The sequence below is a fragment of the Streptomyces sp. NPDC001922 genome, assembly GCF_042891165.1.
Taxonomy (GTDB): domain Bacteria; phylum Actinomycetota; class Actinomycetes; order Streptomycetales; family Streptomycetaceae; genus Streptomyces.
In genome coordinates, this window is record NZ_JBIASV010000004.1 from 147,986 (window position 1) to 162,496 (window position 14,511).

General features: G+C 73.9%; 14 protein-coding genes. 2 read left to right on the plus strand and 12 right to left on the minus strand.

Annotated features, from left to right (window positions below; all coding sequences use genetic code 11):
* Nucleotides 1-50: 50 nt before the first annotated feature.
* Together ACFYYR_RS08475 and ACFYYR_RS08480 are read right to left on the minus strand one after the other, a co-directional pair.
* Nucleotides 51-1,004 carry an SDR family NAD(P)-dependent oxidoreductase gene (locus ACFYYR_RS08475; RefSeq protein ID WP_388848511.1) on the minus strand — a complete coding sequence of 318 codons (954 nt, stop codon included), beginning with the start codon at nt 1,002-1,004 and terminating at the stop codon, nt 51-53.
* A 293-nt stretch (nt 1,005-1,297) separates the two neighbouring features.
* A complete protein-coding gene (locus tag ACFYYR_RS08480) occupies nt 1,298-1,963 on the minus strand; it encodes an NADPH-dependent F420 reductase (protein ID WP_388848514.1) in 666 nt (221 codons plus the stop codon).
* A 98-nt stretch (nt 1,964-2,061) separates the two neighbouring features.
* Here ACFYYR_RS08480 and ACFYYR_RS08485 point away from each other — a divergent pair, with 98 nt between their 5' ends.
* Together ACFYYR_RS08485 and ACFYYR_RS08490 are read left to right on the plus strand one after the other, a co-directional pair.
* Nucleotides 2,062-2,436, plus strand: coding sequence for a winged helix-turn-helix transcriptional regulator (locus ACFYYR_RS08485; protein ID WP_388848517.1), 375 nt, complete (start codon nt 2,062-2,064; stop codon nt 2,434-2,436).
* Between the two features lie 415 nt (nt 2,437-2,851).
* Nucleotides 2,852-3,109, plus strand: a complete 258-nt coding sequence (locus tag ACFYYR_RS08490; RefSeq protein WP_388848520.1) for a hypothetical protein — start codon at nt 2,852-2,854, stop codon at nt 3,107-3,109.
* A 58-nt stretch (nt 3,110-3,167) separates the two neighbouring features.
* Here ACFYYR_RS08490 and ACFYYR_RS08495 read toward each other — a convergent pair whose 3' ends face one another.
* The 10 genes from ACFYYR_RS08495 to rpmI form a co-directional block, all read right to left on the minus strand.
* Entirely contained in the window at nt 3,168-3,698 is a 531-nt protein-coding gene (locus ACFYYR_RS08495; protein WP_388848523.1) for an NUDIX domain-containing protein, read from the minus strand.
* A 64-nt stretch (nt 3,699-3,762) separates the two neighbouring features.
* A complete protein-coding gene (locus ACFYYR_RS08500) occupies nt 3,763-5,100 on the minus strand; it encodes a transcriptional regulator (RefSeq protein ID WP_388848526.1) in 1,338 nt (445 codons plus the stop codon).
* Between the two features lie 112 nt (nt 5,101-5,212).
* Nucleotides 5,213-5,845, minus strand: coding sequence for a hypothetical protein (locus ACFYYR_RS08505; RefSeq protein ID WP_388848529.1), 633 nt, complete (start codon nt 5,843-5,845; stop codon nt 5,213-5,215).
* Nucleotides 5,846-6,098: 253 nt separating this feature from the next.
* Nucleotides 6,099-7,457 (minus strand): PP2C family protein-serine/threonine phosphatase, encoded by a 1,359-nt coding sequence (locus ACFYYR_RS08510; RefSeq protein WP_388848532.1) that lies wholly within the window; start codon nt 7,455-7,457, stop codon nt 6,099-6,101.
* Nucleotides 7,458-7,812: 355 nt separating this feature from the next.
* Nucleotides 7,813-10,338 carry a phenylalanine--tRNA ligase subunit beta gene (pheT, locus tag ACFYYR_RS08515; RefSeq protein ID WP_388848535.1) on the minus strand — a complete coding sequence of 842 codons (2,526 nt, stop codon included), beginning with the start codon at nt 10,336-10,338 and terminating at the stop codon, nt 7,813-7,815.
* Nucleotides 10,338-11,471 carry a phenylalanine--tRNA ligase subunit alpha gene (gene pheS / locus ACFYYR_RS08520; RefSeq protein WP_388848538.1) on the minus strand — a complete coding sequence of 378 codons (1,134 nt, stop codon included), beginning with the start codon at nt 11,469-11,471 and terminating at the stop codon, nt 10,338-10,340. Before pheS ends, pheT begins: the two co-directional genes overlap by 1 nt.
* A 150-nt stretch (nt 11,472-11,621) precedes the next feature.
* Nucleotides 11,622-12,761, minus strand: a complete 1,140-nt coding sequence (locus ACFYYR_RS08525; RefSeq protein ID WP_388848541.1) for an ATP-binding protein — start codon at nt 12,759-12,761, stop codon at nt 11,622-11,624.
* Nucleotides 12,762-12,798: 37 nt separating this feature from the next.
* Nucleotides 12,799-13,653: a TrmH family RNA methyltransferase gene (locus ACFYYR_RS08530; RefSeq protein WP_388848544.1), complete on the minus strand. Its 855-nt coding sequence runs from the start codon at nt 13,651-13,653 to the stop codon at nt 12,799-12,801.
* 118 nt (nt 13,654-13,771) lie between these two features.
* On the minus strand, nt 13,772-14,155 hold the full coding sequence (gene rplT / locus ACFYYR_RS08535; protein WP_351514516.1) for a 50S ribosomal protein L20: 384 nt from the start codon (nt 14,153-14,155) through the stop codon (nt 13,772-13,774).
* A gap of 116 nt (nt 14,156-14,271) precedes the next feature.
* Entirely contained in the window at nt 14,272-14,466 is a 195-nt protein-coding gene (gene rpmI, locus ACFYYR_RS08540) for a 50S ribosomal protein L35 (protein WP_014175142.1), read from the minus strand.
* Between the last annotated feature and the right edge of the window lie 45 nt (nt 14,467-14,511).

The following is a 14,511-nucleotide window of genomic DNA, read 5'->3' on the forward strand; positions in this document are numbered from 1 at the left end:
AAGCGTTGTGCCGTACCCGTCAGGCTCGTTGCCGGCCCCGGCACGCCAAGTCACCTACCGGGGACAGCACCGGGGTCGACGCCGGTCAGGTCACAGCTCGTGTCCCACAACCGCGCCGCGACGGAGGCGTCGGCAAGGTGGTTCCACACCCGTTCACGTCGGGGCTCGCCCCGCAGGCCGAAGACGCGCGGTCCCCACAACTGGCCGCCACGCACCGCCGGGTCGAGCACCGCTCGGACCACGGGCCACGCCCCGGCATGCTTGCCCTGGACGAGGAGGGCCGCAGGTGCCGCGCTCAGCCGCGCCCCGGCAGTCCGCACATGGATCGGCGGCCGTGACGGGGTGAGGGAGTCCAGCGCGCCGCCGGGATGGACCACCACACTCGCCACCGTGCCGCCGACAGCGCGCAGACGACGGTCGAGTTCGACACCGAAGTACATCTGCGCCAACTTGGAACGTCCGTAGGAGCGCTTGGGCCGGTAGTCCTTCCGGGACTGCAGGTCGTCCAGGTCGAGCCGCTCCGACTTCGCCGCGAAGCTGCCCACGGTCACGACGCGGGCGGCCGGCGCGGCCGACAGCAGCGGCATCAGCCACCGGGTCAACGCGAAGTGCCCGAGGTGGTTCGTGCCGAACATGAGCTCGTGACCGTCCCCCGTCTCCCTGCGCGGCGGATCGTCAAGCGCAACGCCGGCGTTGTGGACCACCGCATCAAGGCATTCCACCCCCAGTGACTCCACCACTGACGGCAGCGACGAGAGGTCGGCGAGGTCCAGCCGAACGGCCCGCACCCGCGCACCGGCAACACGCGCACGTATCGAAGCCATGGCGACCTCGGCCTTCGCAGGGCTCCGGCTGCCGAGCACGACGGTCGCTCCGGTTGCCGACAACTGCTCCGCGACGAAGTACCCGATGCCGGCGTTGCCGCCGGTGACCAGGAAGACGCTGCCATCGGCACGCGGCAGCCGTTGGACATTCCAGGGCGGGGTGGAGGATGCGGACGACACGGCGACGGGAACTCCCTTGCTGGAACACGGCTGCCGCTGCATGCGGGCAACTCGACACCCACCGTTCCAGCGGCCACCGACACATCGCCGATCGATCACCGACACTCCCGCCGGACGGCCGACATCCCACCGACACGGCGCCGCCCGTCCCCGCACCGTGCCGGTGAACGTCCCGTCGGCCAATCGGAGTTGGACGACGTACCGCCTCGCGATCAAGCGCCCGTGCGGGTCGGACGCGGACCGTCCCGCGCCCCACGACCACGGTCCGCACCCAAGCGAAACGCTGCTTGAGGCTAGGGTTCGTCGTCGACGGCTCCGGGGGCCAGAGCGGGGGCGGGGAAGGCATGCCGGGCCTCGCCTCCGGACCACCACACGCCGACCGCGAACACCGCGGTCCCCTCCAGCAACGCCGCGCGGTCCAGGCCGCCGCACGGCAGCGGGGTGCAGCCCATCGATGTGATCAACTCCGCCACCACGGCGGCGGCAGCCGGTGTGTCCGTGCAGAAGGGTACGGCCAGCCGCGCGCCTTCGAAGACCGGTCGTCGCAGGGTCCAGATGCTCTCGTGGCAGATGCCGAACACCTTGGCGACGCGGGCGTCCGGTGCCGCCTCGGCCAGGCGCGCGGCGACCGAGTCCGTGCCGCCGGCCGTGGTGATGGCGGGGCCGTCGGCGGCGGGGACCATCGGCACCGTGCAGTCGAGCACGGTCCGCCCGGCGAGCGCCGGGGCGAGTTCCCCGGTCAGCCGCGGTGCGGCATCGGCGGGCACGGCGACCAGCACGGCTTCGCCGTAGCCCGCCGCCTCGGCCAGGCTGCCGTGTCCGGCGGCCCCGATTCCGGCCGCTGTCCCGGCGGCGGCCGCGGCGTCCCGGCCGCCCACCATGACCTCGTGCCCGGCCCGCACCCACGCTCCGCCCAGCGCCGCCGCCATTTGGCCGGTGCCGAGAATGCCGATGCGCATCGTCCTGCTCCTGTTCCCCTCGTGAAATGTCATGCCCCGGACGCTAGGCGGGTCGATGCACACCACGTGGTAGGCATCGGCCGAGGCAGGATGTCCCCATGGGAGAAGTGGACGACATGGGCGGAGATCCGTTCGCCGCGGACTGCCGGGCCCGCATCGCCTTCGAGGTGCTGGCCAACCGCTGGGACAGCGTGGTGGTCTTCGTCCTCGGCGAGAGCGGCCCCAAGCGGCCTCGTGAGCTGCTGGCCCGGATCGGCGGGATCAGCCCCAAGGTTCTCAACGAGGCGCTGCGGCGCCTGGAGTACAACGGCCTGGTGGAGCGCCGCCGTTACGCCGAAGCTCCACCCCGCGTCGATTACACCCTCACCGAGGCCGGTACCGCTTTGATCGTCCCGATCCGCGCGCTGGGCGCCTGGGCCGCGGTCCACGCGGACGACGTCCTCTCGGCCCAGGACCGCTTCGGCCGCTCCTAGCGCTCCCCTTGCAGTGCACCATTTCCGCTGTTCAGTAGCCTGTTTCCGAGTGTGGGGAGCTGTCGGGGCGCCATGGTGCGGTGACACCGGTCGAGGACGTCGGCCACGTCAGCGGCAGCACCAGGGGGCGGCACCCCCGGGGCGGTGGGCTACGGGCTCGGGGGCCGCGGCCCGGTCCCGGAGTGGCTCCCGGGCTCGTTGAAAGAGCCAACCTCTTCGTGGAGCGGCCCGGCAGGGTGTGCGCGCCGGTACCACGGGTGCGCGGTTCACACGGGGTGCGCGGCCGGTGCCCGCATACGTCCCCCGCACACGCTCCCGCCGCGCGGGGCAGGGCTGTTGACTCGCACCGTACGGCTGTCAGGCGGGCCGCGCCCTTCGTGCGGCCGCGTGGAGACGACTCCTGCCGAGGAGCGGAATGACCACCGAACCGGAGCAAGCCGTGGTGGCGGCGGAGTTCGCCGAACTCCGCCGCGTCCTCGATGTGGGCCTCGCCCGTATCGACGGCCAACTCGCCCTGCTCGCCCAGCGCAGCGATCAGACCGATCGCGATCTGGCCGAACTGAGCGTTCGCGTGGCCGCATTGGAGCACAGCCGCTGGCCGCTTCCGTCCGTCGCCGCGCTCACCGGTCTGTGCGCGCTGGCGGTCTCGGCCTGGCAGGCCACCGGCCACTGACGGGACACCGGGGCGGTGCGGGGGACGCCGCCCCGGCCCCGGCGGCCCCGAAGTCCGGTCAGCCGAGCCGGATGTGGTGCAGGAGCAGCAGTGCGGCGGCCATGTTCGCCGCCGGCACCTCGCCCCGCGCCACCATGTCGGGCACCTGCTTCAGCGGGACCCAGGCCCGCTTGTCCGACTCGAAGGCGTCCTCCGGCTGCCCGATGTACGCGGCCTCGTCGGACCAGTAGATGTGGTGCCGGGCGTCCGTGAGCCCGTTGGACGGCTCGACGGACAGCAGGTGCCGCAGTCTGCCGGGCCGCCAGCCGGTCTCCTCCTCCATCTCCCGGGCCGCCGCGGCCGCGACGTCCTCGCCGTCCTCCACGACCCCGGCGGCCAGTTCCCAGCCCCAGGTGCCGGTGATGAAGCGGTGCCGCCACAGCAGCAGCACCTCGTTGGCGTCATTGACCGCGGTGGCCGCGGCCACCGGCCGCAGCCGGATCACGAAGTGGTCGAGGTGCCTGCCGTCGGGGAGTTCGACATCGGCGAGATTGACCCGGAACCAGCGGTTCTCGTACACGGTCTGCTCCCTGAGATTCTTCCATCGCACGCGACTGCCACCTTCCGCCGGGTAGAGGGCAACAGTCGCAACATCTCAGCGGCAGAGCGAGCGCTCACAGGGGCACGCGCAGCGCACCGTCGATCAGTTCGGCGGCCCCGGCGGTGGCCGCGCACTTGCTGGCGACGAGGTGGGTGCGCACCGCCCGGAGCCGGTCCCGCAGTCGGCGGGACTCCATCCCCCGGGCCTGTTCGGTCATTTCCACCGCGGTGGCCACCGCGCGGTCGGCATCGCCCTGGCGCAGCGCGATGTGGGTGAGCATGGCCAGCCGGTGGACCCGCCCCCGGTCGTGGGCGGGGGTACCGACCGCGGCGGTCGCGTGCTCCCGGGCCGCTCCCAGATCGCCCAGGCTCAGCAGCGCCTCCGCCACCTGGACGTTGACCAGGCCCGGCTGCACATACCCGGTCTCGGCGGGCTCCTGGCCCCGGCGGATCCGGTCGGCGGCCGACTCCGCGCTGCGGATGCAGGACAGCGCCCCGGCGCCGTCGCCGAGGCGGGCGTACGCCTTGGCCTGCATCGCGTACAGGTCGGCGGTCAGCGCCGGGGTGATGTGGCCGCCCGCGGCGCGCAGCGCGGACTCCGCGAACGCGACGGCCTGCCGGTGCTCCCCCAGGAACAGCGACTGGTTGACGATCAGCGCGATCACATAGGCGCCGAGCCCGCGGTCCCCGCTGGCCTTGGCGAGCCGCAGCGCCTGGTGGAAGTAGCGCTGCGCCAGGCCGTGCGCGTCCGAGTCGTAGGCACAGATGCCGGCGATGGCGACCAGACCGCCGGCGGCCCGGTGCAGCTGCCGCCCGGTGGCGTCGGGGTAACTGCCGCGCAGCAGCGGCGCCGTCTCGGAGGTGAGGAAGCCGACGATGCGGGCCCGGGTCGCCACCCCGCCCGCCTTGCGGTAGAGCAGCTCGTAGTGGGCGCGGGCGGCCCGCAGCATGTCGATGTCGGCCAGGCCCACGCTGGTGTGGCCGCGCCGGGAGACATCGGCGTCCTCGGGCGGGTTCTCCCACTCCCACACCGGGATCACGGCGGGGGTGCCGGTGACCGCGGGAGCCCCGACGACGTCCGGGCGCCGCTGTTCGTCGGAGCGCCAGAGCGCGGTGGCCCGGTCGACGAAGCCGGACAGCGGGGTGCCGGGGCCGTGACCGCTGCCGGACGTGCCGAGGCCGATGTCGTCGAGGGTCACCGCGCGCTGCAGCCGTTCGCCGAGGACCTCGCAGATCAGGTCGGGCACCCGGCCGCGCGGCCGCTGGCCCTTCAGCCAGCGGGCGACGGCCGTGTGCTCGTAACGCAGCGTCATGCCCCGGGCCCGGCCCGCCTCGTTGACATGGGCGGCCAGCCCGGCGTGGGAGATGCCTGCTTCGTCGAGAACGGCGTCGAGCAGGGTGTTGGGCTCCATCGTGCCCTCCCGATGTGCTCAATGAGTCCACAGCGTAGTGGAACCGGGCACACACGGGGTGTGAACGCCCGCCCTCCGGCGGCGGGTTCTGACGGGCCGGGGCGGGGCCGCCTCAGCCGAGTCCGGTCCGGTGCGGCAGCAGCACGGTGCGGTGGGCATAGCGCCCCGCGGTGCCGACCGTACGGCAGCCGGCGAGGACGGAGACACCGGAGTCGGCGACCCGGCGCAGTCCGGCCCACACCCGGCGCCGGCCCACGAGGTCCGGTCCCGGGTCGGCGGACTCGACGAGGACGGCCGCGGGCCGTTCGGCCAGTGCCACCGTCAGGGCGAGCAGCAACCGGTCGGCGGGCGGCAGCTCCGCGTAGCGGGTGTCCGGGTGCGGCCCGCGGCCCGCCGGTCCGCCGTACGTCTCCCCCGGCACCGCCCCGGCGAACACCCGGCTCGCCGGCCCCGCGGTGCGGAGGTCCGCGAGCAGCTCACCGATCCGGCGGCCCGGGTCCGGAGCCCCGTCCCCCCGGGTGCGCACAGGGGCGACGGGGCGGCCGACGGCCGGGAGGGCGCCCAGGGCGTGGAGCAGCGCGGCGCGGCGGGACCCGTCCGGACCGATCACCGCGACGAGTTCGCTCCCGGGCGCCCGCAGTACCGTCACGCGCCCCGGGTCGCCACCGACGGGGTGGTGCGCGGTACTCGGGTGCGTGCGGTGGGTGGTGAGAGCGGCTCCCTGCCCGGTCGTCGGTGCGGCCATGTCTGCCCTCTTCTCGGACCTGAGCTGTTCGGGCCCTACATCTACCAACGGCGGAGGGAAACGGCGGCGCGGCGCTCCGGGGTCCGTCCGGGACGCGCCCGGTCGGCGGCGGACGGCGTGCCGGGCAGGCCCTGGGGAGAGGCAAGGGACGGTCCGGGCCGGGGCGCCGGCCGGACGCGCCCGGGCAGGCGCGGGTGTACACGGGCCCGGGGCACGTGCGGCCCGGGGCACATGCCCCGGGAAACGGCGATGCTCAGGGGGCCGGCTCGGCGCCCGCCGTGCGCCCCGCGCCGGCGGGTGCGGGAATCCGCTGCCGGTCGAAGCGCAGCACCAGCAGTGCGGCATCGTCCCGGAGCCTGCCGCGGGCGTGCCGCAGCAGCGCGGAGCACACGTACTCGACGATGGCCTGCGGGCCGGCCACGGCAACGGCACCCGCCCCGGCCCCGGCCCCGGCCCCGGCCCCGGCCGGAGGGTCGCAGTCGGCCGCGGATGCGCCGCCGGCCGCGGCCAGCAGCGCGCTGTCCAGGGGAAAGAAGGCCCCTGACGCATCCCGCGCGTCCTCCGCGCCGTCGGTGTGCAGGACCAGGGTGTCCCCGCCCCGCAGGCTCCGGCAGGACACCACCGGCAGCTCGGCGGGGAGCGGGAACGCGCCCAGCGGCGGCAGCGGGTCGGCGTCCGCCAGCCGTACGGCGCGCGTCGCGCACGGCCCGTGCCCGTCCCGGCTCCCCGTGCCCTCCGGGTGACCGGCACCGTCCACGGCGGCGGTGAGCAGATACGGCCAGGGGTGACCGCAGTTGAGTGCGGTCGGCCGGCTGCCGGCCCGCAGCTCCAGCAGGAGCACGGTGACGAACTCCTCGGCGAGCGGACCGTCCGGCTCCGCTCCGTCCGGGGTCCGGCCCCGGCCGCCCGTGCCGGGCTCGCGGTCCGCTCGCTCCCGCAGGTGCCGCTGCATCGCGCGGTCCAACCGCCGCAGCACGCCGGAGAGTTCCGGCTCGTCGTGGGCCGCTTCCCGGAAGCTGCCGAGCAGCGCCGCGACGGCGCCGATGGCCGGGAGGCCGTGGCCGCGCACGTCGCCGATGACGACGCGGACGCCGTGCCGGGTGTCCAGCGCCTCGTAGAGGTCACCGCCCATGAGGGCGCCGCGGGTGGCGGAGAGGTGGCCGGCCGCCGCCGTCAGCCCGCCGAGGCGCGGAGGCGGCGGGCGGAGCAGGACCTGTTGCGCGGCGGTGGCCGCTTCACGGGTGCGCTCCAGCTCGCGCATCAGCCGGAGGCGGCGGCCGGTCGTCAGATAGCCGGCCACGACCACCGCGAAGATCGCGCCGCAGGTCCCGGCGCGGATCCCCATGCCGTGCTCCTCCTCGACGGAGCCCAGCGGGACGAGGGCGAACGCCGCGCAGACCCCGCCGAGCACCACACAGGGACGGCGGCCGCTGCCGGCGCAGGCTATCGCGGGCGCGGCGGCGAGGAGTTGGACGGCCGGGATGCCGGTCGGATGGGTCAGCTGCCAGGAGACGACACCCAGGATCCACAGGCCCGGAAGCGCGAAGACCAGCACGCGCCAGACCTTCGGTACGCCTCGGGGCGCACCTCGCCACCCCCTGGAACGGATCATGCCCACGCCTCCCCTGGCAGGTCCGGAGGCGGGCGACAGGCCCCACGGCCCGCGACCGACCTCCGTACGGTGGTCAGAACTGCCGTGACGACCGCGCCGATTGTGGCAACCATGAGCAATCGAGTAGCCGCCATCCGTCGATATGCCACCCGATGGAGTGACCCACCTCTGGCACAGTGACGCCCTTCGGCCGGTGCCCGCCCGTCGGTCCGCCGACCACCGGCACCGCGGCCTGCACCTCACGCAATGGGCCCGGTGCCGGCTCCGTACCGGCCGTGAAGCGGGCGGGCGGAGACCACGAAGGGGTGCGCCCGGAGATCCGGGCGCACCCCTTCGGCGGTTGGGCGGCGGGCGGTTACGCGCCGCGCAGCATGGCGCCCGTCCGCTCGGCGGCGGCCGCGACGGCGGCGTCCCGGGCGGCGGAGGCCTCCTCCACCGTCAGCGTCCGGTCGGAGGCGCGGAACCGCAGCGCGTACGCCAGCGACTTCTTGCCCTCGCCGATCTGCTCGCCCGTGAACACGTCGAACAGCCGCAGCGATTCGAGGAGTTCACCGGCACCGGCCCGCAGCGCGGACTCGACGTCGGCGGCCGGGACCGAGGTGTCGACGATCAGCGCGACGTCCTGGGTGGCCACCGGGAACGTCGAGACGTGCGGGGCCTCGACGAGGCCGGACCCGGCCCGCTCCAGCCGGTCCAGCTCGATCTCCATCGCGCAGGTGCGCTCCGGCAGGCCGAGGGCCTTGATGACCCGCGGGTGGAGCTCCCCGGCGTTGCCGACGAGCACCTCCTCGCCGTCGACCTCGGCCAGCAGCGCGGCGCAGCGGCCGGGGTGCCAGGGGGCGTGCTGGTCCTGACGGACGATCAGCTCGACCCCGGCCTCACGGGCCACCGTGCGGCCCGCCTCGACGGCGTCCGCCCAGGTCGCCGGGCGTCCCTTGCCCCAGCGGCCGGCCTGCTCGCGCGCCCCGGCGAGGACCACTGCGACCCGCCTCGGCTGCGCGGGCAGCGCGGCGTTCAGCCGGGCGATCTCCTCGTCGGTCGGCCGTCCGTCGACGTCCGGCCGGCCGGGCTCCTGCTCGGAGCCGGTGGGCCGGAACACCAGACCCGTTTCGAAGAGCGCCAGGTCGTGCTCGCCACGGCCGTGGTTGCGGTGCAGCGCGCCCAGCAGACCCGGCAGCAGCGTGGTGCGCAGGGCCGGCTCCGTGTGCGAGAGCGGGTTGACCAGGCGCACCACCGAGCGGCGCGGGTCGTCGCTCTCCAGGCCGAAGTCGTCGAAGACCTGCTCGCCCAGGAACGGGTAGTTCGGCGCCTCGACGTAGCCGGCCCCGGCGAGGGCCCGGCCCACCCGGCGGTGCAGCCGCTGGCGCTCGGTCAGCCCGCGGCCGGCGGGCGGCCGCGGCAGGGTCGACGGCAGGTTCTCGTAGCCCTCGAGCCGGATGACCTCTTCGGCGAGGTCGTTCGGGTCGGTGAGGTCGGGCCGCCAGCTGGGCACGGTGACGGTCAGCCGGTCCTGGCCGTGGACGTCGCAGCCGACCTCCTGGAGGCGGCGGACGACGGTCTCCCGGCCGTAGGCGACGCCCGCGACGCGGTCCGGGTGGTCCGCGGGGATCGTGACGGTGCGGGGTCCGCCGGGGGTGACGACCTCGGTGACGCCGGCCTCGGCGCTGCCGCCCGCGAGCAGCACGAGCAGGTCGACCGTCCGCTGGGCCGCCGCGGAGGCGGCCTGCGGGTCGACGCCCCGCTCGAAGCGCTTGGACGCCTCGGAGGACAGCTTGTGGCGGCGGGAGGTGCGGGCGATCGCGATCGGGTCGAAGTGCGCGGCCTCGACGACGATCTCGGTGGTGCCCGTGACCGCGCCGGTCTCCGGGTCGGTGACCGGGTCGGCGATCTCGGTGTGCGCACCGCCCATGACGCCCGCGAGCCCGATGGGCCCGGAGCCGTCGGTGATCACCAGGTCCTCGGGGTCGAGGACGCGCTTGGTGCCGTCGAGGGTGGTGAACTTCTCCCCCGCTGTGGCACGGCGCACCCCGATCGGCCCGTCGACACGGGACCGGTCGTAGGCGTGCAGCGGCTGCCCGAGTTCGAGCATCACGTAGTTGGTGACGTCGACGGGGAGGGAGACCGGGCGCATCCCGGCCTTCTCCAGCCGGCGCGTCAGCCAGATCGGGGAGCGCGCCTGAGGGTCGAGGCCGGTGACGGTGCGCGCGGTGAAGCGGTCGCAGCCGGCCGGGTCCTCGACGACGACCCGGTAGCCGTACTCGTTGGCCGACGGCACGTCGAGCAGGGCCGGGTCCCGCAGCGGCAGCCCGTAGGCGGTGGCCGCCTCGCGGGCGACGCCGCGCATCGACAGGCAGTAGCCGCGGTCGGGGGTGACGGCGATGTCGAGGACCTCGTCGTCGAGCCCGAGCAGCTCGATGGCGTCGGTGCCGGCCTCGTGCTCCGGGGGGAGCACGATGATGCCGTCGTGCTCGTCGGACATGCCGAGCTCGCTCGCGGAGCAGATCATGCCCTCGGAGGTCTTGCCGTAGGTCTTGCGCGCGGAGATCCGGAAGTCACCGGGCAGCACGGCGCCCGGCAGCACCACGACGACCTTGTCGCCCACGCTGAAGTTCCGGGCACCGCAGACGATGTTCTGCTGCTCGCCGGTCCCGTTGGCATCGCCGACGTCCACCTGGCAGTACCGGATGGGCTTCTTGAACTCCGTCAGCTCCTCGATGGCCAGCACCTTGCCGACCACCAGGGGGCCGCTGAGGCCGGCGCCGAGCTGCTCGACGCGCTCGACCTCCAGCCCCGCGGCAATGAGCTTGGCCTGTACGTCACGGCCGGTCTCACCGGCCGGCAGGTCGACGTACTCCCGCAGCCAGGAAAGCGGGACCCGCATCAGATCTCCATCCCGAAAGGCCGGGTGAAGCGCACGTCACCCTCGACCATGTCTCGCATGTCCTCGACGTTGTGGCGGAACATCAGCATCCGCTCGATGCCGAACCCGAAGGCGAATCCGCTGTACTTCTCCGGGTCGATGCCCGCGGCGGCGAGCACCCGCGGGTTGACCATGCCGCAGCCGCCCAGCTCGATCCAGCCCTCGCTGCTGCACGTGCGGCACGGCCGCTCCGGGTCGCCGACCGACGCGCCCCGGCACACGTAGCACGCCATGTCCATCTCGGCGGACGGCTCGGTGAAGGGGAAGAAGTTCGGCCGCAGCCGGGTGCTCATGCCCTCGCCGAACAGCGCCTGCACCATGTGGTCCAGGGTGCCCTTGAGGTCCGCCATGGTCAGGCCCTCGTCGACGGCGAGCAGCTCCACCTGGTGGAAGACCGGGGTGTGGGTGGCGTCCAGCTCGTCGGTGCGGAACACCCGGCCGGGGCAGATCACATAGAGCGGCAGCTCGCGGTCGAGCATGGCACGCACCTGCACCGGCGAGGTGTGGGTGCGCAGCACGACCCCGGACTCCTCCTTGCCGTCCCGGGAGCCCTCGGGCCCCTGGACGAAGAAGGTGTCCTGCATGGCGCGGGCCGGGTGGTCGGGCGGGAAGTTCAGCGCGTCGAAGTTGAACCACTCGGCCTCGACCTCGGGGCCCTCGGCGACCTCGTAGCCCATGGCCACGAAGACGTCCTCGATGCGCTCGGAGAGCGTGGTCAGCGGGTGCCGGGCGCCGGCGGGCACGCGGTCGTACGGCAGCGTGACGTCCACCGCCTCCTCGACCAGCACCCGGGCGTCGCGCTCCGCCTCCAGCTCCTCCTGGCGTGCCTTGAGTGCCCGGTTGACCTCGCCGCGGGCGCCGCCGACGCGCTTGCCCGCGTCGGCCTTGGCGTGCGGCGGGAGGGCGCCGATCTCGCGGTTGGCCAGGGCCAGCGGCGAGCGGTCGCCGGTGTGGGCGACCTTCGCGTCGTGCAGGGCCTCGAGGTCGCCGGCCGCGGAGAACGCGGCGAGCGCCTCGTCCCGCATCCGGGCGATCTCTTCCGGTTTCAGTGCCTCGACCTCAACAGGGTCGTACGACTTATTGGGTGCCGACATCTCTTCCCGTGTTTCCGAATTGGCTGGATGGCGCTGCCCACGCTCGGTGGCAGGGCGGCCGAGGCTGCCCGGGGTGCCAAAAGCCGAGTCTACGGGGCGCGCCGTGGGGGTGCCCCCACCGGAGGCAGGGGGGAGGAAGCCCGTGGTGCCTCAGGCCATGAAGGCCGGGGCCGCCACGGGCAGGGTAAATCGGAACTGGGCACCGCCGCCGGGGGCGCGGCCGACCTCGATCGCCCCGCCGTGCGCCTCCACGATGCCCTTGACGATGTAGAGGCCCAGCCCGGTGCCGCCGCGCTTGCTGCCCCGCCAGAAGCGGGTGAACACGCGGCTCATCGATTCCTCCGGGATGCCGGAGCCCTCGTCGCTCACGGTGACGGCCGTTCCTTCTTCCAGGCTGCGGGTGGGGGCGGGTGCCACCTCGATGGTGACGGTTCCCTCGCCGTGCCGCACCGCATTTTCCAGCAGGTTGCCCAGCACCTGGTCGACCTTGTCGGGGTCGGCCCACAGCGCGGGCAGTGGATGCACGGTGCGGACGTCGAAGCGGTCGCCGGGCTGTCCGGTGCCGGTGAGCGAGGCCACGTGCCGCTGCACGGCGGCGACCATGTCGACCGGCTGGCGGCGGACCTCCAGCCGGCCCGAGTCGATCCGCGAGATGTCGAGAAGCTCGGCGATGAGCCGGGTCACCCGGTTGGCGTCCGCGTCGACCGTCTCCAGCATCAGCCGCTTCTGGTCGTCGGTGAACCGCTCCCACTTGGCGAGCAGCGTCGCGGTGAAGCCCTTGACGGAGGTCAGCGGCGAGCGCAGCTCATGGGCGACGGTGGCGATCAGCTCGGCGTGGCTGCGCTCGGTGCGGCGGCGGGCCTCGGTGCCGCGGAGGGTGACGACCAGCCGGTGGAGGGGCCCGGTGGGGCGGCGGCGCACGTAGCGCGCGGAGACCAGGACCTCGCGCCCGCCGGGGAGCAGCAGATTCCGCTCCGGCTGCCCGATGCGGATCGCGAGGCCGCCGTACGGGTCGGTGACGGTCCACCACCGGCGGCCCTCGAGGTCCTCCAGCGGCAGCGCGCGCTCCAGCGGCCGGCCGATGGCCTCGGACGGGTGCAGCGCGGTGATCCGGGCGGCCGCGGCGTTGAAGCAGAGGATCCGGCCGGTCTCATCGGCGACGACGAGACCGTCGGGCAGGTCGTCGGGGTCCAGGCCGAGTCCGGCGAGTGAGGAGCCGTGGCCGGGGAGGGCACCGGTCGCGGGCGCAGCCGCGCTCCGTGCGCACTCGGCCGCAGTCCTGGCGTCCATCCCCACACCCCCTGGTCGCACCCCCGCGGCAACCTTACTAGCTCGGAGTCACGGAGCGGCACCCTCCGGATGCGCGCTGCGCACGGGCCGATGCATAGAGGCACACGGCGGCGGCCGTTGCGAGATTGAGGCTCTCGGCCTGTCCGTGAATGGGGACGCGCACCACCTCGTCCGCCAGTGCGCGGGTCTCCTCCGGGAGGCCCCAGGCCTCGTTGCCGAAGATCCAGGCGGTGGGGCCGCCCAGGACGCCCTCGTCGAGCTCGGTGTCCAGGTCGCGCTCGCCCGCGCCGTCCGCGGCGACGATCCGCACACCGGTGCCCCGCAGGCCGTCCACCACCCGGTCGACGGGGACGCCGACGGCCACGGGGAGGTGGAAGAGGCTGCCGACCGAGGCCCGGACGGACTTGGGGTTGTAGAGGTCGACGGAGGCATCGGTGAGGACGACGGCGTCGGCTCCGGCGGCGTCGGCGCAGCGCAGCACGGTCCCGGCGTTGCCGGGGTCGCGGACGTTGGCGAGGACGGCGACCAGCCGCGGCCGGGCGCGGAGGATCTCGTCGAAGGGCCGGTCGAGGAACCGGCAGACGCCGACCAGGCCCTGCGGGGTGACGGTCTGCGAGAGCTCTGCGACGACGTCCTCCGGGGCGGTGTGGATCCGCGCTCCGGCGGCCCGGGCGGCCTCGACGATGCCGGCGTGCCGCTCGGCGGCCTCGGCGGTGGCGAAGAGCTCGGTCAGGGTCGGCTCGCCGTCGCCGCGGTGCAGGGCCGCCTCCCGGACCGCCTGCGGCCCCTCGGCGAGGAACCGGCGCTCCTTGACCCGGAAGTTGCGCCGGGAGAGCCGGCGGGCGGCGGCGACGCGGGGGGAACGCGGGGAGATCGGCTCGGCAGGGCCCATGGACGGCGGCTCACTTCTCTGGGGCTCGGGCGACGGGGTGTACGGGAGCGGGGGCAGACAGCGACGGACCCGCAGGCCGGGGGCCTGCGGGTCCGTCTGACGCTGTCAGGCTGCCGGGTCAGGCGGCCTTCGGGGCGTTGACGTCGCTCGGCAGCGCCTTCTGGGCCACCTCGACGAGCGCGGCGAAGGCGTTGGCGTCGTTCACCGCGAGCTCGGCCAGCATCTTGCGGTCCACCTCGATGTTGGCGGCCTTCAGACCCTGGATGAAGCGGTTGTAGGTGATGCCGTTGGCGCGGGCAGCGGCGTTGATCCGCTGGATCCACAGCTGACGGAAGTCGCCCTTGCGCTTCTTGCGGTCGTTGTAGTTGTAGACCAGGGAGTGGGTGACCTGCTCCTTGGCCTTGCGGTACAGGCGCGAACGCTGACCGCGGTAGCCGCTGGCCTGCTCGAGGATCGCCCGGCGCTTCTTGTGAGCGTTGACTGCCCGCTTGACGCGTGCCACTTGTTAACTCCTAGTACGGGGCCGCGGGTGACTCACACGGCCCGGAATCGATGAGGTCCCGGTGGGTGACGTACGCCCCGGCCTGCAGCGTCGGTCCGACGCCCGGGGCGGCTGGGTCACTTGCCGAGAAGCTTCTTGATCTTCTTGGCGTCGGCCGGGGCCATCTCGGTCTTGCCGGCAAGGCGGCGCGTCAGCGTGGACGGCTTGTGCTCGAGAAGGTGGCGGCGACCGGCGCGCTGGCGCATCACCTTGCCGGAGCCGGTGAGCTTGAAGCGCTTGCTGGCACCACTGTGCGTCTTGTTCTTCGGCATGTCGCCGTTCTCTCCTCGTCGGTGGCGCTTCCGTCGGCGAGCCGG

What these genes read in the sequence shown, in the direction of transcription:
- ACFYYR_RS08480 (WP_388848514.1), bottom strand. Translation starts at nt 1,963, where the DNA reads ATGCGCATCGGCATTCTCGGCACCGGCCAAATGGCGGCGGCGCTGGGC.
- ACFYYR_RS08485 (WP_388848517.1), top strand. Translation starts at nt 2,062, where the DNA reads ATGGGAGAAGTGGACGACATGGGCGGAGATCCGTTCGCCGCGGACTGC.
- ACFYYR_RS08490 (WP_388848520.1), top strand. Translation starts at nt 2,852, where the DNA reads ATGACCACCGAACCGGAGCAAGCCGTGGTGGCGGCGGAGTTCGCCGAA.
- ACFYYR_RS08500 (WP_388848526.1), bottom strand. Translation starts at nt 5,100, where the DNA reads ATGGAGCCCAACACCCTGCTCGACGCCGTTCTCGACGAAGCAGGCATC.
- ACFYYR_RS08505 (WP_388848529.1), bottom strand. Translation starts at nt 5,845, where the DNA reads ATGGCCGCACCGACGACCGGGCAGGGAGCCGCTCTCACCACCCACCGC.
- ACFYYR_RS08510 (WP_388848532.1), bottom strand. Translation starts at nt 7,457, where the DNA reads ATGATCCGTTCCAGGGGGTGGCGAGGTGCGCCCCGAGGCGTACCGAAG.
- pheT (WP_388848535.1), bottom strand. Translation starts at nt 10,338, where the DNA reads ATGCGGGTCCCGCTTTCCTGGCTGCGGGAGTACGTCGACCTGCCGGCC.
- pheS (WP_388848538.1), bottom strand. Translation starts at nt 11,471, where the DNA reads ATGTCGGCACCCAATAAGTCGTACGACCCTGTTGAGGTCGAGGCACTG.
- ACFYYR_RS08525 (WP_388848541.1), bottom strand. Translation starts at nt 12,761, where the DNA reads ATGGACGCCAGGACTGCGGCCGAGTGCGCACGGAGCGCGGCTGCGCCC.
- ACFYYR_RS08530 (WP_388848544.1), bottom strand. Translation starts at nt 13,653, where the DNA reads ATGGGCCCTGCCGAGCCGATCTCCCCGCGTTCCCCCCGCGTCGCCGCC.
- rpmI (WP_014175142.1), bottom strand. Translation starts at nt 14,466, where the DNA reads ATGCCGAAGAACAAGACGCACAGTGGTGCCAGCAAGCGCTTCAAGCTC.